Raw genomic sequence first — 16,091 nt, 5'->3', positions numbered from 1 at the left:
AAATCGCGGTATCGTTCGCTTGCGGCCGTTAGTCGTCGGTTGCGACGTCTTCCTCGTCGACGTCGACAGCCGTCGCCTCCTCTTCGGCGACTTCCTCGGGGTGGGCCTCGAGCGTGGCCTTCTGAATCTCGACGCGGCGCAGCGGGTAGATCGTCTTCGCCTCGCCGTAGATCGCCGAGGAGAGTCGGCCCTCGACGACGCCGTCGATGAGTTCCTCGAAGGAACGCTCGGCGGCAGCCTCCTCGACCATCTGGACCATCTGCTCGCGGATGGCCTTCTCCTGGCTCGCGTCGGCCTTCTTGGTCGTGAAGGCAACGGGCTGGATCTGGACGCGGTAGTCGTCCGTCGTGAGGACGGTGACGTAGGCCTCGATCTTCGAGGCGCCGCGACGGACCAGCGATCGCAGGTAGTCACGGGTCAGGGCGTGTTCCTGGAACTCCGTGTACGCCGAGTCGCTGCCGACGTCGGTGATCTTGAAGGTCAGCTTCGTGTTGTTCTCGCTGGCGTTGTCGTTGAGTTCGCCGAGCGTCGTTTCGATTGTTCGGTCGTAGACCTTTTCGGGTTCGTCAGCTGGGGTCTCGCCGAGCTCCTGCCGGTCGAACTGCTCCGGCGCCAGCACGGTGTACCACCGCTTCTCCTGTTTCGCGCGTGAAACTGATCGTTCACTCATTGTTATCGTGTATGTTGCTGTCTGTGTCGGACACAGATCCCGTGTCCGTCGGTTGGTGTTCGGTTCGCCCGGAGTGAGCGACGTCGACCGCGACCTCGAGGTTGACCACGTAGTCGTCGACCGTCGAGTGGAGTCCGCTCGTCGTCTCGCGTTCGATCCGCGTGACGACCTCGCCGTCGTCTCCCTGCGTCCGGTCGCTCGAAGGACGCTGATTCTCGTCTTCGACGACGGTCTCCATCTCGTCGGTGTTGTCCGGACTGAGCGCCCGGGCGACGAGCCGTGGGTCCTCGTGACTCGTTCGGATAGTCGCGCGCCGACTCATCGTAGCTCCCTCACGATCTGGACGATCGTCGACTGGTCCACGTCTGGGTTGTACCGCAGATAGCCCCGCCGGCGCCCCCCATCGTAGGCGACGTCGTCGATGCCGACGTCCTCGAGTTCCCGCGCGACGGCTTCGACGGTGGCGTCGAGCGCGTCGTCTTCGCGGGTTACGATCGCGGCTTCGCCGACAGCGTCGTCGGGCCGATCGCTCGTCGGATCGGCCCCCTCGCTGACGGCGAGGACGGTCGGTTCCGGCGAGCAGTAGCCCACGCCGAGACGGGCAACCGTCTCGACCGGCCCATCGTCGATTCCGACGACGAACAGACCGTCGTACCGGCCCGTCGAGGCGCTCTCGAGAGCTGTGTGTGCGGTTCGGCCGTGTTCTCGCCAGGCGTCGATGGCCGGCCCGCGGGCCGTATGGCCCATCGCGAGTGCGGCGCCGGTTCCCGGCTCGACGCGGGCGGTCGCCTCGAGGACGTCCGCGTAGCCGCCGACCGTCGCGAACGGGCCGTCGGGCGTCGCGTACGGACGGAGCGCGTGGCCGATCGTCTCCGCAGCGGCCGGCGCCGCGTCCGCGTCGCCGACGACGTCTATGGCGACGACGGAGCCGATCGCCCGACGGTCGTCGGCGTCGACGGTCTCCGGCGCGTCGAGGTCGACCTCGAGCCCCGCGAGCGCGTCTCGAGTCGCGTCGGGATCGCCCGACCACGGCGCACGAAGGCGCGTCGAGTGGGCGAGGCCGTCGACCGGATCGGCCGTCGGAACCGCGACACCGGGGCGACGCTCGACGAGTCCCTGCGTGCGGGCAGTCTCGAGGACCCACTCGCTCTCACCGGCGCCGGGTTCGACGCCGGCAGCCACGAGCCCCGCGAGCGCGAGGCCATAATCCGGCGTGGTCTCGAGCGAGAGCGCGTCGGCGATCTCGAGTGCCACAAGCGTCGCGGGTCGATCGTCTGCGTCGAGTCGAGCGACATCCGCGTCGCTGCCGTCGACGGCGCCGACGGCGATCGTCACGTCGTCTGGCGCGTGGTCGCGATCACGGACGCGTTCAGTTCGGTCCGCGACGGTCCGACCGACGCTAACCTGGTAGGGCGTCCCGCGGTCGGCGAGAGTACTCGCGAGGAGGCCACTCGCCGCAAGTGCGTCGCCATCGGCTCGCGTGACGACGTGGACGAAGCCAGCGCTCTCGATCGGCTCCGCACGGGCGGGCGACGACTCAGCGGACCGACCCTCTGTGGACATGTCGTTAGATTACTCTTCGAGGAGCTGCTTCGCGACGTCGTAGGAGTACGTAAAGTCCGGCTCGAGTTCGTCGCCGCGGTAGTAGTCGACGAGTCGTCGGACCTTCGACTCCGTGTTCTGCAGGGCGCGTTTGTTCTGGTAGTCCTGTGGGTTCTCCTGGACGTGCTCGCGCAGGCGCACGGCACGTTCCATGAGGTTCCGCAGGTCCTCGGGAAGATCCGACGTGGCGTCGTTCTCCGCTAAGATCTCGGTGATCTTCTTCCCGGTTGCCAGCTTGACGTCCGGGATGGGCGTGCCCGTGACGCCTTCGTCACGCAGCTTCATCCCGATCTGACTGGGCTCGTAGCCCTGCTCTGCCAGTTCGACGACGCGGTCTTCGATGTCGTCCGCGTCGACGTCGCTCCACTCCGGTGGGTCGTCTGCCGCCGGCTTGTCCGAACCGGACGAGCCACGGCGGCGGGTGTGCATTCGTGCCATTGGTGAGGATAGGAACCGCACTGACCGCTCCGAGTGTACGACAGTCGGTTGGCCGACTGTCGGTGCACTTCCGCAATCCCAAGTCGCCCGAAATAGTGGACGACACAGTCAGATTTGCGGCCGTGCGCTTCCCACCAGGGCTTTCGGTCGGACCGACTAAAGGGTTTCTAGAGCGGTCGAACCAGTCGTGTGAGATCGTCTCGAGGGTCGGTTCGCTCGAGGTGGACTCACGTCGGATACGTTATGTACCGGGATTGTGTGGTAACGTGTGGGTTGGCTCGAGAATTTCGAGGGGTTTATCTATTCCCACCAGAAAGGGATGAATGCGAACGAGGGCTCGTAGATCAGAGGTAGATCACTCCCTTGGCATGGGAGAGGCCCCGGGTTCAAATCCCGGCGAGTCCATGATTTTTGCGCGGCTCACACGTTCGTGAGTCGCGCGAATCGTCGTCGAAGCCCGGATTTGAGCCCCTGGAAGTCGCAGCGCGAGCGAAGCGAGCGACCGTCTTCCAATGGTTCAAATCCCGGCGAGTCCACTTCTTCACGTCGCTTCGCTCGTTCAGTCGTGAACTCGCCGAACAGTGCAAACCCGTAGGGTTTGCTCGATCCCGGCGGATCCATTCCGAGCACGCCGCGACCAGACAGAACAGACGGCGTCAACGCCCTTTTACCGAACCCTCACTCAGAGACGGAGAGTTGCACCTGTCTCTCGACAATCACTGGGACGTGATGGCAACTGCCACAGGAACGGTGGCCTGGGCCACTCTGCCTGTTACCGATGTAGAGCCGGGCCTGACCTTCACCGTGGCTCGAAGATGTGGACCGGCCAGTCGGTCTCGTAGTCGAGCGCGACCTCCCGCTCTGCGGCCGTTGGCTCGTGCACCGTGAGTTCGACCGAGTCACCGATTGCGACGTCGCTGTAGTCGGCGGCCACGCGCCCAAGGAGGCGGCCACCGTCCGCGAGTTCCACGACGGCGACCGTGTAGGGCGCGTCCGCCGCGAACGCCGGCGGCGGCGTGTGAACCTCCGTGTACGAGAAGACCGTGCCCTCTCGCGACTGCGGTTCGACGTCGACGGCGCGACTGCCGCAGGCGTAGCAGGCCGGCCGCGGCGGTAACAGTACCTGTCCACAGTCCGTACAGACCCCGCCCAGGAGTTTGCCGTCCGCAAGGGCGTCGAAAAAGCCCGGCAGTGTCCGCGGATCGGTCGCATCGAGGTCACCGTCAGTCATGGTGCCTCCGCCGTCGTGAGTACGTGACCGACGGTGACGGCGTCCGCGACGCCGCCTTCGTTGAGCAACAAGGCCGTCTCGGCCCCTTCGATCGCGCGGTCGCCTGCGGCCCCAGTGAGCTGTTCGTAGGCTTCGAGTGCCTGCAAGAGCCCGGTCGCGCCGATGGGATGGCCGCGAGCCTTCAGTCCGCCGCTCGGACTCAACTGCACGTCAGTCCAGCCGTCTGCCCGCTCCGCTGGCGACTGGTAGCTCTGATAGCCCGTTCCCGCGGGGGCGAAGCCGGCGGCCTCCGCAAGCAGCGCCTCACAGACGGTGAAGGCATCGTGAACTTCCGCGATATCGACAGCCGCGGCGTCGATGCCCGCTTCCTCGTAAGCCGTCTCGGCGGCGATGCGAGCACCCGCGATGTCGGTCATGTCCCGCTCGGCGACCGCGATGTTGTTCGCGGAGGCCCCACTGCCTGCGACGCGCACCTGCGGGCGGCCGAGGTCGGCCGCCAGCTCGGCGGTCGTCACCAGGACGGCCGCGGCACCGTCCCCGACCGGCGCACAGTCGTAGAGCTTCAACGGCGGGGCGATGGGGTCAGATTCCAGGACCGTCTCCACGTCGATCTCCTTCGGAAACTGCGCCCGGGGATTGCGAGCGGCGTTTGCGTGGTTCTTCACTGCGATCTCAGCGAGGTCGTGTTCCGTGGCATTCGTCTCGTGGAGGTAGCGCTTGGCGAGCAATGCGTACTGGCTGGGCGCGGTGATGCCAGAGCGCTGCTCGATGGCACGGTCGAACGCCGCCGACAGTGCGTCCGTCGCGCCGCTGGTGCCCGCCGACGTCATCTTCTCGACGCCGCACGCGAGCACGGCCTCGTGTTCGCCGTTGCGGACGTCTTTGACCGCGTGGCGCAACGCGAGCGCGCCCGCGGCGGCACACCCTTCGACCCGCTCGGCGGGGACGTGACGGAGGCCGGCCCACTCGGCCAAAAGCGTCCCGTACATGATCTGGTGTTCGTAGCTCTCCGACTGGTTGCCGACGTACACCGCCTCGACGAGATCGGCAGGGTCGGGCAGTTCGTCGAACGCCTCCTCGAGGGCGACCGAGAACAGGTCGCGACCCGGGAGGTCCGTGCGGCCGAGCGCCGAGGCGCCGACCGACGCGATGACTGGCTCTGGCATGCGCACCTACCACAGTCTCGACGAGTCTTGTTAACTGTTCCCATCACCCACTGGACAAGCGATCGAATCATCGGCCCAGTTAAATATCATCGCAGATGCTGTTGGAATCCACACCCCGTTCAGCATCCACAGACTCTGTGACTGCTCCATTAGATTTGGGTAACAAATATATTGAATAAAGAGTGATTATATCAGTATATTTTCCTCTGGATAACCATACACGACGCATCCAATGACGCCCTGACTATCGATACGGATCCTTCGGAAGGATTAGATTACGGACTCAAATTCCGTTAGCAGACCGCTTTTTCCACTGAATACACCATGAGCTGTGGTTCGATCTGTGAGAGATGTCAACCCCCACAGGCGGGTGAGCCATGACTTGCCAGTGGGTTCACCGCGTCGTACCCGAAGAGCGTTCGGGCGTTCACAGATCGGCATCCCTAACTTCGAGAGTTGGTTGACGGCGAACCGTAGCCGACCACAACTGTTGGCCGCCGACCACTACCATCGAGTTGGGATGCCACACAGTAACTGATCTGTGTGGCGTAGCGAGTGTCGGCTTCCTCCCCGCCTACGGTGGGGCGGGAAATCCGTCTCGCTACCTCGTTTGAATCGGAGGGGCGCCTTACTCCGACCATGAGTAAACCGATCAACGTTTCACACGCAGCGATATGAAGAGTGAAAAACCGATTACTGTCGTCCAAATCAGTGAGTTGTCCCGCTACGATTGTGATTGAAGCTGTCCATTCTACAATCAAATACTCGTACTATCGCCATTCTGCTAGCAAAGAATGCCACATTATAGCAGAATAATACAGTTTATAGATGATTCAATACGGCTAAAATAACAAAGATAGAATCGGGCAACGTCTCTCTCGTAATGTCAGAAAACAGTTACGATGACGACGCAGTAAACCGACGATCGTACCTCGCAGGAAGCGCTGCGGCGCTGGGCGCGGTCACATTCGGTACTGGTCTGTTGGCGCAACGGAGAAAAAAGACGAGCGACCTAACGACGAGAGAGACCGAACGGCAATCACCGAGTGTACGACGATTACCGAACCCGGATCGTACGTCCTCACGGAGGATCTCGAGGCGGAACCGGGCGAAGCCTGTATCGTGATTCGATCGAGCGACGTCCTCTTGGATGGATAGGGCCAGACGATCACCGGACCGGATGAGTTCGGTGCCGAAGGGGCCGCGTCTTGGTGCAGTCTCCCGATGGCGAACCGATCTCGGACGTCACGGTCACGAATCTCTCCCTGGAGGCGCTCTTCGCCGGCATCGTATTCGATACCGTCACCGATGGGCTTATCAAAGAGGTTCAGAGCACGATTCCGGATCTGGTAGGCACCCACATCGCGCTCTTCGATTCTGATCGGAACCAACTCATCGAAAACAGTATCGAAAGCGGTGGGTTAGGGATACTACTCTCGCAGTCGAACGAAAACGTACTCACCCAGAATACGTCCACTGATACGTTCTTCCCGGGAATTGAACTCGTCGAATCGAACGACAACTGGCTTCTCGGAAACACCGTGATCGGGGCCGACGGACTCGGGATTTCCCTTCGGGGCGCGGATGGTAATCGCTCATTCAGAACACCGCAAACGAGAATACAGCCGTTGGTGGCGGCCCCGGGTATCTCCTGTTGGCATCGAACCGTAATACCGGACGTGGCAACACTGCCGGGGAGAATCCACTTGGCCCGACCATCATCACTGGAGACGACAATCAGATCGAGGTAAACGGGATCCTGTTTACCGAAGGGACGGCAGGATCCCCAGATGCAGCGGGGGTCGAGGCTGCGGAGGAACCCGAGACGGCAGAAGCGAGGACGGAACTCGCCGAATTCGTCGACGCGACCGGATCCTGAAACGGCCGCCGTGCTCGTTTCACAGACGATACGAGGCGGATGCCCCGACCCTCGAGGTCGGCGAAGAAGCCGACAACCGGGCGCGTGAAGACCCTCGATACGACCGCTATATTTTCGGAGCGCTTGGCACGAACGATCAGGCGGCTCGCCTTCTCGAGAGACGTTGAACAGAGCGAGATCGTGTCGACATCACCGTGTACATGGTGCAGGACGCTCGGACCCGTTCGATCGAGCACCGGGCTAACAGCGAGAGAACGAGACGATCTAAAGATGTTATTGCATCGTCCATTCCGAAATATAATTATATACTAAATTATTATTACTTGATGTATGTCAGGAAATACTCTATCGCGGAGGCGCGTACTACAAGGTGCTGGTGGGGTCGGTGTAAGCAGTGTCGTCAGCATACAGCCGGTTAACGCAGAACAAAAAAAGCCACCTGAGCGCTATATCGTTGGGGTGAAACCTGGACAGGCTGGTCTGGCCCGCCGAGAGGCCGACGATGTATATCGAGAACTCGATTTCGGTGATGTCGGTCAGGTCGTTTCCGGGCGGTTTCCCCAGCAAGCGTTGAGCGCGCTACGGAACAACCCAAACGTCCGGTACATCGAGCCCGAGGTAGAGGTGAAAGCTCTCGGTGACCAATCGGTACCATGGGGAATTGATCGAACCAACGCCGACGTAGCTATCAATGACGACGATATCGAGGCATCAGGTAGCAAAATCGCGATTATCGACACGGGTATCGATCCCGACCATGAGTCCTTACGTGTCGCTGGCGGCCAGAATTTCACTGGTGAAAGTACAGACGATTGGACAGACAGGAATGGGCATGGGACATCTGCCGCTGGTATCGCGACCGCTCTCGACAATGATGTCGGTGTTGTCGGCGTCGCACCCGAAGCCGAACTGTACGCAGTAAAAGTTCTGGACGACGACGGGACCGGTACAAACACTGACGTTGCTGCCGCAATCGAGTGGGCCGTCAACCAGGGGATCGACGTCGGGAATCTCAGCCTCGGTAGTAGCGTCGACTCCGATGCGATCAAAGACGCCGTCAGGTATGCGGCCAAGGAGGGGACGGTGATCGTTGCAGCGGCAGGAAATAACGGTCCGGACGAGGATACCGTTCTATATCCTGCCGCTTATGAGGAGTGTATTGCTGTCAGCGCAACCACTGAAGATGATTCTATCGCTGACCTATCTTCACGTGGTGAGGAGGTCGACATCGCTGCGCCGGGAGAGCGAATCTACTCTACACATCTGGACAACCAGTATACTACCCAAAGTGGAACATCTATGGCAGCGCCGCACGTCGCGGGTGCTGCTGCATACCTGATGGCAACCGGAAAGGATCACACGGAGGTAGAGACGGAACTGACTGACACCGCGGTAGATCTCGAACTTAAAGAAACAGAACAGGGGAGCGGTCTTCTAAACGTTGAAGCACTCGTTACTAACGGCGAAGAGGACGACGCCGGTGGGAAAGACCTTGCAATTGAAACTACCAGTAGTAACGACGTAACCGACTCATCGGCTACTCTCACTGGGAAGGTAACAAAATTGAAAGGATACGATGAAGTGACGGTCTACTTCGAATGGCGTGAAAGCGACAGTGATCGATGGACCACGACTGAGAGACAAACTCTAGAATCTTCGAGTGAGTTCGATTCGGAGGTGACTACCCTTGGAAGCAGTACGGAATACGAGTTTCGTGCTGTCGCCGAGGCGGGCGACACTACGCAAGTGGGCGAGACGGATACGTTCACCACTGGCAGCGGGGATGAACCGACTGACACTGACTCCGTGATCGAAGAGTTCACAGTCCAGCCACGAAACACGGGGCCGTGGACCCGTGCAGATGTCGAATGGGAGGTCTCAAACGAGGATGGTGACCTCTACGAAGCCACGACAGAACTGATGGATGGGGACGGTGCTGTCTTGGACGCTGAAACAACGGATATCCGTGACACTACCAGTTCGGACAGACACTCCCTCAGAACCCGTAACAAACCGGAGGCGGTCCGACTTACCGTTATTGACGAAAATAACAACGAGGCCGATTTGAAGTGTACGGATCTGTAACGGCACAGTGAATCGTCTCTGGGTCAAGTGATTCGAGAATCGGAGATTCTCGTGATCATGGAAATATCCCATTTCCGAACGACCCTGGGGCCTTCTCCTATACCGCTTGCGGAAGCGCAGACCCAGCAACCGCCGAAGCATGGTTGCAAAGCGACGCATACTATGGACTCAGCTAATCTGAACAATGGCGCTTTCCGCTACAGTAACGTTTATTTAGCGTGTCATGTTACCTATTACCACAGGAGTGGTTCACACGATACGACTACACATACCAATCCGACCACTGTGGGCCGATCGTGACCTCCGAGGCTGTCCACATTACGAGAGTATGGATCCTCGCCATCCTTCTGTTCTCATGCCATTCACGACCGTCGACGAACTCGATCAGTAGTCGGTCCGCTCGAGACAATACAGCTACCGTACTAGGCGACGACCGAGAGGTTCTCGAGCTACAGCGACGGTCATCGCTTACCGTAACGACGCCTCTCGAGCGGCGAGAGGTGGGCGTTCGCCTCGCTACCGCTGTAAACTGTAGTCGGTACCTCGTTGGAGCACCGACTTCCGACTGATCAGCGGCGCGACCAATTACGGAATCTCTTCGGGGACGGTCTGCGAGAACTGATCGTCGAGACCGGACCGTTCGTCTTGATTCTCGACGGCGCGATTGGCACCGCTTCCGTCACAGAGTTCACGATACGTCGAACAGTTCGGACAGCCGTAGACCGTGCCGTCGATTCCGAACACTCGAACGAAGTCCCGCGTCACGTATCCGTCGCAATTGCCACACGTGGGCATGAGTCAGGTCAAGTATTCGAATAAACACTGATAAATCTACTGACGGTTGTCAAATGCTGTGACGGTACCGCCACGAGATGAGTCTGCAAATGCTAGAATAGCCACTGACCGTCAGCACACCCGATCGCCGGACGGTATTGTAAACGGATTCAGTTGGTACTAGAGACAGCAGTCCGTCACTCCTCTCGAGCTTGGGCTGCTTCGGTCTTTGCGGTCTCGATCTTCTCGTCGAGTTTCTTCACGACGGTGTATTTGAAGTCGTCGGGCATCTGTCCGTAGTTGATATCGACCGTCACCATCGCATCGCAGTCGTCGACGATCTCGGGGGCCCACTTGCCCTGGGCGAGTTTCGATTCCTCGGTCACGACAGCCTCGCCGTCTTCGACGTCGATGAACGCCGTCACGGTGTTCCAGAGGTTCGGATTGCTCGTGGTCGCTTCGTCGAACAGCCCCTCGAGTCTCGAATCACGGATCTGTTCGGTCGCGACTTCCTCGCGTAAGTCTTCGAGCGCGGTAGCAAGTTCCTCGTACTCCGCGGCGGGACGGTCGGAATCGTCGAGGATCATCGCCACCACCGCCCGTCGAGGTTGAGATACATTGGTACTCGATACGAGGAACTGGATCCTCAAGACTGCCACGTTACCGACCCGTGTTCTGTCGGGGCGACTCGTCGTTCGACGATTATCTGAATTTGACTCCAAGCCGTCACCACGGTAGGAGTACCGGCTTCGTGGCAGAGCCAGCGCCGTCGGTCGCAAACCGTAGATTCCCACCCTCCCGAGCTGACGGGAACCGCCACCTGTGCGGTTCGGGAAGCCCCCTCCTTTAGGCGGGGAGGATGTCACCCCGTCTATTCGACCCTCACAGGGTTGGCGTATTTTGTCCTTGAGGGCCCTACGGCACGTTTAGCGACATCTTATTTAATAGGGGTCCGATGGACGGTTCGGCCGTGACGATGTTCGATCAGCTTTGGGGTTGCACACGGGTGTCCGGTCGGATATCAGGTCTCGAAGTGCCACACGACGACCGACGAGGGTGTTGTGGCAGTCGGCGATCGACGGCCGCTGTCGGACGCGACCGGGGTCGCATGCGACTCGCTGTCGATGACGGCGGTAGCAGCGCCGATCGTCGGTCGATCACCGGAGAAACGGCTCGCGCGGTGGGAAGACAGTTCCAGCGAGGCTCGAGCGATGGCTGATCCGTACGCACGGACACGACCGATGGCCACACGGCGACGCGAAGACGCGCTCATCGTCGAGGTCGTACAGGCGCTTGCCGACGCCGACAGGCTCGAGTTAGACGAGGTCGAGTACACTCTCTACGAGTACATCAACCCGGCCGTCCTGACGGAGTTGGCCGACCACGACAGCGGTAGCTGGGAGTTCACGTTCGAGGTTGCGGACCACGACGTGACGCTTACTAGCGACGGTCGACTGTTCGTCGACGGTGTGCTCTGTCGGACCGACCTGACCCTCGAACGGTCCGCGTCGCAACTCGCCCGCAACTGATACTGTCGGACAATGTATGAATTCGCCGCTCACGTCCGGCGAATGCGCTCCATCGACTGCTGTCCGACAGTATAAACTGCCCCGCTACTGCCCCTACAGCAGTAGCGAGACGATCGCGAGGACGACGAACAGCAACACGAGCCACTTCGCGACGGACATCGACAGTCCGGCGACGCCGCCCGCACCGAGCGCACCGGCGATGATCGCGATCACGAAAAACAGCAATGCGAGTTCTAACATACTCGTATCAACGGCAGTCAGCGGGAAGTGAATTCGGCCTTAATACGCCGTCTAGACGGGACCCTGAACGGATACCGATGGCAAAGCGGATACTACTCGAGATCGGCAGGCGTCGACGACAGTCACGGAGAGATATCTATCGAATCGATGCTGTGGGACGATCGCCTGGAGCTTACGATTATCGGCGTCCTATCGACGCGTTCTGTGGTGTTGCTCGCTTCGTTTGCAGCCGTCACTCGTTGAGGTGGGATCGATACCCCTTCGGCTCGAACCCGCGTCGGCAGATGACACGCTTTCGGCCGACGGTGATCGCACTGACCTGCCCGTCGTCTTCCATAGTGGAGATAACCCTCTCGAGGCGGTCGTCGGACCAACCGGTTTCCTGCTGGACGGTCGACCGGTCGACGCGACCGCCGCGTTTGACCAGGAGTCGCAAGATCTTGTCTTCGTCCGGAAGGTCCCGTTCGTCGACGCCGTACTCGATCTCTTCGGCGTAACTGAGTGTTTCGTCTTCGTCGTCGTCCGACTGCTCGGTCGTCGACTCCTCGTTCGTTGGTTCGTTCGTCGAACTGCTCGACCAGAATGATGTGAGGCGAGTCCAGAGTGTTTTAAATACCATTTCGTTGTCACCCTCGATGGAACCGATCGTTAGTCGTGTGAGTTGAACGCCCGTCTACCTTGATTTTATGTCCCATTCGTTATCTATCCCTGTCGCTGCTAATTACGGTCTGATTATCCTAACGCTACCATCGGCGAATAGCGCCGGCCTTGCGACCCGCAAGTCGATTATCAGATCACCGAACAGACACGCCCCGTCTCGGTGGTCGTCAGTCATGGCCGATTCGGGAACCGTTGTCGTCGCCGACTCGGCGTTACGGCCTCGAGTCGCTGGCCGACCGCCGACGAGCACACACCGCGGCCGTTCGCGCCCCGCGTGAGGTGAGAACGCAGGACGTCGGGTTCGGTTTCGGTCTTCGGCATATTCAAGCGTTCACCGGCCTGATACAAATCAGTTCGGTAGCGCGTGTTTTCCTGTCGACGGTCCATGGCGTTACTATCGATAATCCGTACTAACCTGCTCTGAGTACGTTTCAGCGAGCTCTGACAGCGCTTCGTGGTGGTTCGTCGAGTGGGGGGCTGTCAGTGGCGAGACGCTGATACGACCGTCGACGACAGCGCGACGGTCGGTCCCCTCGGGGTCGGGGATGGTTTCGGGGTCCATCGTCTCCCAGATACGGTCCCTGAGATGAACCTGGTCCCCGTTGCGTTCGGCGTCCATCTCGTAGCGCTTCGAGGGGCGGGTGATCTCGATCGGCGCGGGCTCGCCGTCAGCGACGGGAGCGTTGATATTGAGATAGGCGGCGTGGTCGAAGACACCAGCCTCGAGAGCGTTGTCGACCAGAAAGCTCGTCACGCGGGTCGCCTCGGCGAAGTCGTCGGCATCCAACTCGATCGTCGAGAGCGACGCTCCCTCGGCGGGAATGTACATCGACGTCGCGATGGCAGGAACGTCGAAGAAGGCGGCCTCGACGGCGGCGCCGATCGTCCCGGAACGGCCGAGAACGTACTCACCCAGGTTCGCACCCTTGTTACAGCCCGCGACGACGATGTCGGGAAACGGACCGAGTTCGGCCAGACCGGCGACGACGCAGTCCGCAGGGGTGCCGTAGACGGCGTACCCAAGCTCGTGTTCCTCGACATCGACCTCGTGGGAGATCGACCGGCCGCAAGCGCTTTTGTCGTTCGCAGGAGCCACGACGGTCACATTACCGTGCTCGGAAAGCGCATCGTACAGCGCCCGAAGCCCGGTACTGTCGATCCCGTCGTCGTTGGTCAACAGGATCTCGAGGGGGTCGCTCATATCTGTGGGTCGAAGGCCGATGCGAAAAGCCCTCCGCTTCGATAAATCGGTCGGACCCCTCGAGTTTGTGGGTATATGTGTCGTACTCGACGTTCGATCGCGAAACGCTACCCGATCCGGTCGACGACCGTCTCCTCGTCGACGACCAGGTTGTAGGCCTCCTCGTCGTCGTTCCACAGCGCGAGCAGTTGCTCGAACGAACAGACCTCGCCGTAGTCGGCCTCGAGCAGCGGTCGGTTGAGGCTGGTCTCGTTGGTGACGACCGCGTAGTGGTCGATCGACTCGCTGCCGTCGCTGATCTTGAACAGGGGGTTGGAACTGCCGCCCCGGTCGGAGCCGTCCCCGCCGCCGTCGCTCAGCGAACGGCTGAGTTTCGCCGCGACGAGGTCGATCCGGTTGGTGACGTGGTGGTCCATCTCGGCCATCTTCGCCCAGTCACCGGTGTCGAGCGAGAGATCGAGTCGCCGTGTTCCGTCCAGTCGCAGCATCGAGTAGGAGAACTGGACGTCGACGTTGACGAACTCGCCCGGCTCGTGTTCGGCATCGTCGTCCGGCGTCGCCTCGTCGAGTTTCCGCTGGAAGGAGGGAACGGCGAGGTCGGGGCGAGCGTCGAACGACCAGCCCCGGTCCGACGGGCGGTCGCCGGGCCACAGCCGGACGGTCGGCCCGTAGACGGTCACCTGGCCGTGTCGGTCGGCGGCGTCGCCGTCGTCCTCGGTTTCGTCGTCGACCCCCATCTCCGTTGGCGTCCACAGCCGCTCGTCTTCGAGTTCGCGCTCGAGGTCGCGGAGTCCGACGCTGGTGTTTTTGTCCGCAGGCGCCATCGCCAACAGCGTTCCGTCGGGGGCGAGGGTCTCGAGTGCCGAGCGCATGACGGTCGCCGGCTCGTCGAGTTCACTCACGACGTTGGCGGCGAGTATCAGATCGAAGCCGTCGTCGGGTGCGGTCGGCTCGAACGCGTCGTCGGCGTCGACCGCGGCGTCGGGATCGAACGCCTCGACGGTCGTCCGGTGGATCGTCGAGTGTACGTTCGGACCCGTCTCCTCGAGCAGTTCCTCGAGGACGTCGGCGGCTGCGCTTGGCTCGATGGCGTGGTAGTCGAGCAACGCGTCCTCGGGCAGGTACTCACAGAGCCCGAGTGCGGGGCCGCCGACGCCGGCGCCGATGTCGAGGACGCGAAGCGAACGCCCCAGCAGGCCGCGTTCGGCGAGGTCGTCGAGCGCGTACTGGATCGCAGCGTAGTACCCCGGCAGATGATAGATCGCATAGCCTGCGGCAACGTCGTCGTCGTACTCGACCGGCCGGCGCTCGAGATACCGGGTCTTGAATCGCCGAACCGTCGACCGCAGGAGTTCGCCAGTAGCGTCTTCGTGCCAGTTTACGCCGTAGCGGTCGACCAGCAGGTCCTCGAGTCGCTGTTCGTAGACCGTCGGGAACCGGTCGACGGTGTCGCGGTTCGGTGTCACCGGCTCGTCGTCGACGGGGACGAACGTGCCGTCCTCGCGTTCGACCAGTCCGAGTTCGGGCGCCAGCTCGCGGAGGTGCTGGCGCACGACCGCGGGATGGGGATTGCCCTCGACGTACTCACAGATCTCGTCGGGGTCGATCGGCCTGACCTCGCGCAGGTATTTGGCGTTCGAGCGGACGGCCTCGCGTTGGTCACTCATTCGTAGATCCTCCGTTCGTATCGGTAGCGTCAGTCGTGTCGTCTGCAGGGGCTTTGATTTCGCTGTCGTCGGGCTGCCACTCCCGTGCGGCCGCCTGATACAACGACTCGAGTTCGGCGGCGTCGGCGTCGGCGATCGTCGCGGCGGCCTCGGCGACCCTGTCGGCGCCGTCGAAGGTCCCCTGAATGTCCGCGTAGACACGGGGCGTCCCCTCGGTGAGCTTCTCGACTAAGGTCCGCAGCCCCTCGAAAATCGGCGTCTCGAACCCGTCGGGAACCGGTTCTGCTGCGAGAGCAAACGAGAGGACGGCGGCGTGGGTCGCCGCCTGAACCGTCTCCATCGCCTCGTCGTGTTCGGTCGCCGTGGTCTCGATCGGCTCGTTGCCGCGGTCGGTGAGATCGCCGAGTAGCGTCTCGATCGTCGGACCGGCGTCCTCGGAGACGACGGCAATAGAGCCGGGCGCTCGTTCGGGGGCAAACAGCGGGTGGAGACTCGCACGCTCGAGATCGGGAGCGTGAGTCGCCATCGCTTCCAGCGGCGGTCCCATGACGCCGGAGACGTCGACGATCGCTCGTTCGGCTCGGTCCGCGTGATCGGCAACGGCGTCGGTGACGTGGGTCATCGGCACCGCGAGACAGACGACGTCGTAGCTGTCCGTCCCCTCGAGTGCGGTGGTGTCGGCCCCGCTCCCGACCGCGTCGGCGGCTGTGGCTGCGGCGTCGGCGTCGACGTCGGTGAACGTCACCGCTGCGTCGACGGCCCGGCCGAACCACGTCCCCATCGCCCCCGCGCCGACGATCAGTACGTCCATCGGTTTCTGCTACCGCCCGGCGTCGCAAAAGGCGTTCGATCGATCGGCTCGCGTGAGTATCAGGAATTCGAGCGGTTACCGCGGAAACCGAACATGCTGTGTGATACCAGTACACAAGACCTAAATCAGGTGTTTCCG

Annotated in this window: 17 protein-coding genes and 1 tRNA gene; 4 read left to right on the top strand and 14 right to left on the bottom strand. The window is 61.5% G+C overall.

The annotated features are described in order from the left end of the window. Positions 1-28: 28 nt before the first annotated feature. Genes RBH26_RS01820 through RBH26_RS01805 form a run of 4 tightly spaced genes read right to left on the bottom strand, consistent with a single transcriptional unit; the run spans position 29 to position 2,710 of the window. Positions 29-670: a 30S ribosomal protein S3ae gene (locus tag RBH26_RS01820; RefSeq protein ID WP_306756162.1), complete on the bottom strand. Its 642-nt coding sequence runs from the start codon at positions 668-670 to the stop codon at positions 29-31. Next, entirely contained in the window at positions 663-992 is a 330-nt protein-coding gene (locus RBH26_RS01815; protein WP_306756161.1) for a KEOPS complex subunit Pcc1, read from the bottom strand. Before RBH26_RS01815 ends, RBH26_RS01820 begins: the two co-directional genes overlap by 8 nt. After that, complete coding sequence (locus RBH26_RS01810; RefSeq protein WP_306756160.1) at positions 989-2,233, bottom strand: exonuclease; 1,245 nt, start codon at positions 2,231-2,233, stop codon at positions 989-991. The genes RBH26_RS01815 and RBH26_RS01810 overlap by 4 nt, the downstream gene beginning before the upstream one ends. 9 nt (positions 2,234-2,242) lie before the next feature. Further along, positions 2,243-2,710, bottom strand: coding sequence for a 30S ribosomal protein S15 (locus tag RBH26_RS01805; protein WP_306756159.1), 468 nt, complete (start codon positions 2,708-2,710; stop codon positions 2,243-2,245). A 333-nt stretch (positions 2,711-3,043) separates the two neighbouring features. Here RBH26_RS01805 and RBH26_RS01800 point away from each other — a divergent pair. Further along, positions 3,044-3,115, top strand: a tRNA-Ala gene (locus tag RBH26_RS01800). Between the two features lie 394 nt (positions 3,116-3,509). On the opposite strand, the gene RBH26_RS01795 is transcribed toward RBH26_RS01800, so the two are convergent. Together RBH26_RS01795 and RBH26_RS01790 are read right to left on the bottom strand one after the other, a co-directional pair. After that, positions 3,510-3,941, bottom strand: coding sequence for a Zn-ribbon domain-containing OB-fold protein (locus tag RBH26_RS01795; RefSeq protein ID WP_306756158.1), 432 nt, complete (start codon positions 3,939-3,941; stop codon positions 3,510-3,512). After that, positions 3,938-5,107 carry a beta-ketoacyl synthase N-terminal-like domain-containing protein gene (locus RBH26_RS01790; RefSeq protein ID WP_306756156.1) on the bottom strand — a complete coding sequence of 390 codons (1,170 nt, stop codon included), beginning with the start codon at positions 5,105-5,107 and terminating at the stop codon, positions 3,938-3,940. The genes RBH26_RS01795 and RBH26_RS01790 overlap by 4 nt, the downstream gene beginning before the upstream one ends. A 1,211-nt stretch (positions 5,108-6,318) precedes the next feature. On the opposite strand from RBH26_RS01790, the gene RBH26_RS01785 reads away from it, so the two are divergent. Together RBH26_RS01785 and RBH26_RS01780 are read left to right on the top strand one after the other, a co-directional pair. Beyond that, positions 6,319-6,858 (top strand): NosD domain-containing protein, encoded by a 540-nt coding sequence (locus RBH26_RS01785; protein ID WP_306756155.1) that lies wholly within the window; start codon positions 6,319-6,321, stop codon positions 6,856-6,858. A gap of 458 nt (positions 6,859-7,316) precedes the next feature. After that, a complete protein-coding gene (locus RBH26_RS01780) occupies positions 7,317-9,071 on the top strand; it encodes a S8 family peptidase (protein ID WP_306756154.1) in 1,755 nt (584 codons plus the stop codon). A 585-nt stretch (positions 9,072-9,656) separates the two neighbouring features. Here the strand turns inward: RBH26_RS01780 and RBH26_RS01775 are convergent. Next, the gene (locus RBH26_RS01775) at positions 9,657-9,866 is read right to left on the bottom strand and encodes a hypothetical protein (RefSeq protein WP_306756153.1); all 210 of its coding nucleotides are present in this window, start codon (positions 9,864-9,866) and stop codon (positions 9,657-9,659) included. A 176-nt stretch (positions 9,867-10,042) separates the two neighbouring features. After that, positions 10,043-10,432, bottom strand: coding sequence for a hypothetical protein (locus tag RBH26_RS01770; RefSeq protein WP_306756152.1), 390 nt, complete (start codon positions 10,430-10,432; stop codon positions 10,043-10,045). Positions 10,433-10,906: 474 nt separating this feature from the next. Here RBH26_RS01770 and RBH26_RS01765 point away from each other — a divergent pair, with 474 nt between their 5' ends. Next, a complete protein-coding gene (locus tag RBH26_RS01765; protein ID WP_306756151.1) occupies positions 10,907-11,374 on the top strand; it encodes a HalOD1 output domain-containing protein in 468 nt (155 codons plus the stop codon). Between the two features lie 93 nt (positions 11,375-11,467). Here the strand turns inward: RBH26_RS01765 and RBH26_RS01760 are convergent, their stop codons facing one another. From RBH26_RS01760 to RBH26_RS01735, 6 genes are all read right to left on the bottom strand, one after another. After that, the gene (locus tag RBH26_RS01760; protein WP_306756149.1) at positions 11,468-11,614 is read right to left on the bottom strand and encodes a DUF1328 family protein; all 147 of its coding nucleotides are present in this window, start codon (positions 11,612-11,614) and stop codon (positions 11,468-11,470) included. Between the two features lie 232 nt (positions 11,615-11,846). Continuing rightward, the gene (locus RBH26_RS01755) at positions 11,847-12,233 is read right to left on the bottom strand and encodes a hypothetical protein (RefSeq protein ID WP_306756148.1); all 387 of its coding nucleotides are present in this window, start codon (positions 12,231-12,233) and stop codon (positions 11,847-11,849) included. Positions 12,234-12,445: 212 nt separating this feature from the next. Further along, positions 12,446-12,595, bottom strand: coding sequence for a hypothetical protein (locus tag RBH26_RS01750; RefSeq protein WP_306756147.1), 150 nt, complete (start codon positions 12,593-12,595; stop codon positions 12,446-12,448). A 73-nt stretch (positions 12,596-12,668) separates the two neighbouring features. Beyond that, positions 12,669-13,475 (bottom strand): 5'/3'-nucleotidase SurE, encoded by an 807-nt coding sequence (gene surE / locus RBH26_RS01745; RefSeq protein WP_306756146.1) that lies wholly within the window; start codon positions 13,473-13,475, stop codon positions 12,669-12,671. A 107-nt stretch (positions 13,476-13,582) separates the two neighbouring features. Continuing rightward, positions 13,583-15,142, bottom strand: coding sequence for a class I SAM-dependent methyltransferase (locus tag RBH26_RS01740; RefSeq protein WP_306756144.1), 1,560 nt, complete (start codon positions 15,140-15,142; stop codon positions 13,583-13,585). Then, positions 15,135-15,953 (bottom strand): prephenate dehydrogenase/arogenate dehydrogenase family protein, encoded by an 819-nt coding sequence (locus RBH26_RS01735; protein ID WP_306756143.1) that lies wholly within the window; start codon positions 15,951-15,953, stop codon positions 15,135-15,137. The genes RBH26_RS01740 and RBH26_RS01735 overlap by 8 nt, the downstream gene beginning before the upstream one ends. Between the last annotated feature and the right edge of the window lie 138 nt (positions 15,954-16,091).

Origin of the sequence: Natronolimnohabitans sp. A-GB9, assembly GCF_030848565.1 — an archaeon.
Lineage (GTDB): Archaea > Halobacteriota > Halobacteria > Halobacteriales > Natrialbaceae > Natronolimnohabitans.
This window is presented reverse-complemented; position numbering and strand designations above follow the sequence as displayed.

Coding starts and splice junctions, on each gene's coding strand:
- RBH26_RS01820 (WP_306756162.1), bottom strand. CDS start 670: ATGAGTGAACGATCAGTTTCACGCGCGAAACAGGAGAAGCGGTGGTAC.
- RBH26_RS01815 (WP_306756161.1), bottom strand. CDS start 992: ATGAGTCGGCGCGCGACTATCCGAACGAGTCACGAGGACCCACGGCTC.
- RBH26_RS01810 (WP_306756160.1), bottom strand. CDS start 2,233: ATGTCCACAGAGGGTCGGTCCGCTGAGTCGTCGCCCGCCCGTGCGGAG.
- RBH26_RS01805 (WP_306756159.1), bottom strand. CDS start 2,710: ATGGCACGAATGCACACCCGCCGCCGTGGCTCGTCCGGTTCGGACAAG.
- RBH26_RS01795 (WP_306756158.1), bottom strand. CDS start 3,941: ATGACTGACGGTGACCTCGATGCGACCGATCCGCGGACACTGCCGGGC.
- RBH26_RS01790 (WP_306756156.1), bottom strand. CDS start 5,107: ATGCCAGAGCCAGTCATCGCGTCGGTCGGCGCCTCGGCGCTCGGCCGC.
- RBH26_RS01780 (WP_306756154.1), top strand. CDS start 7,317: ATGTCAGGAAATACTCTATCGCGGAGGCGCGTACTACAAGGTGCTGGT.
- RBH26_RS01775 (WP_306756153.1), bottom strand. CDS start 9,866: ATGCCCACGTGTGGCAATTGCGACGGATACGTGACGCGGGACTTCGTT.
- RBH26_RS01770 (WP_306756152.1), bottom strand. CDS start 10,432: ATGATCCTCGACGATTCCGACCGTCCCGCCGCGGAGTACGAGGAACTT.
- RBH26_RS01760 (WP_306756149.1), bottom strand. CDS start 11,614: ATGTTAGAACTCGCATTGCTGTTTTTCGTGATCGCGATCATCGCCGGT.
- RBH26_RS01755 (WP_306756148.1), bottom strand. CDS start 12,233: ATGGTATTTAAAACACTCTGGACTCGCCTCACATCATTCTGGTCGAGC.
- RBH26_RS01750 (WP_306756147.1), bottom strand. CDS start 12,595: ATGCCGAAGACCGAAACCGAACCCGACGTCCTGCGTTCTCACCTCACG.
- surE (WP_306756146.1), bottom strand. CDS start 13,475: ATGAGCGACCCCCTCGAGATCCTGTTGACCAACGACGACGGGATCGAC.
- RBH26_RS01740 (WP_306756144.1), bottom strand. CDS start 15,142: ATGAGTGACCAACGCGAGGCCGTCCGCTCGAACGCCAAATACCTGCGC.
- RBH26_RS01735 (WP_306756143.1), bottom strand. CDS start 15,953: ATGGACGTACTGATCGTCGGCGCGGGGGCGATGGGGACGTGGTTCGGC.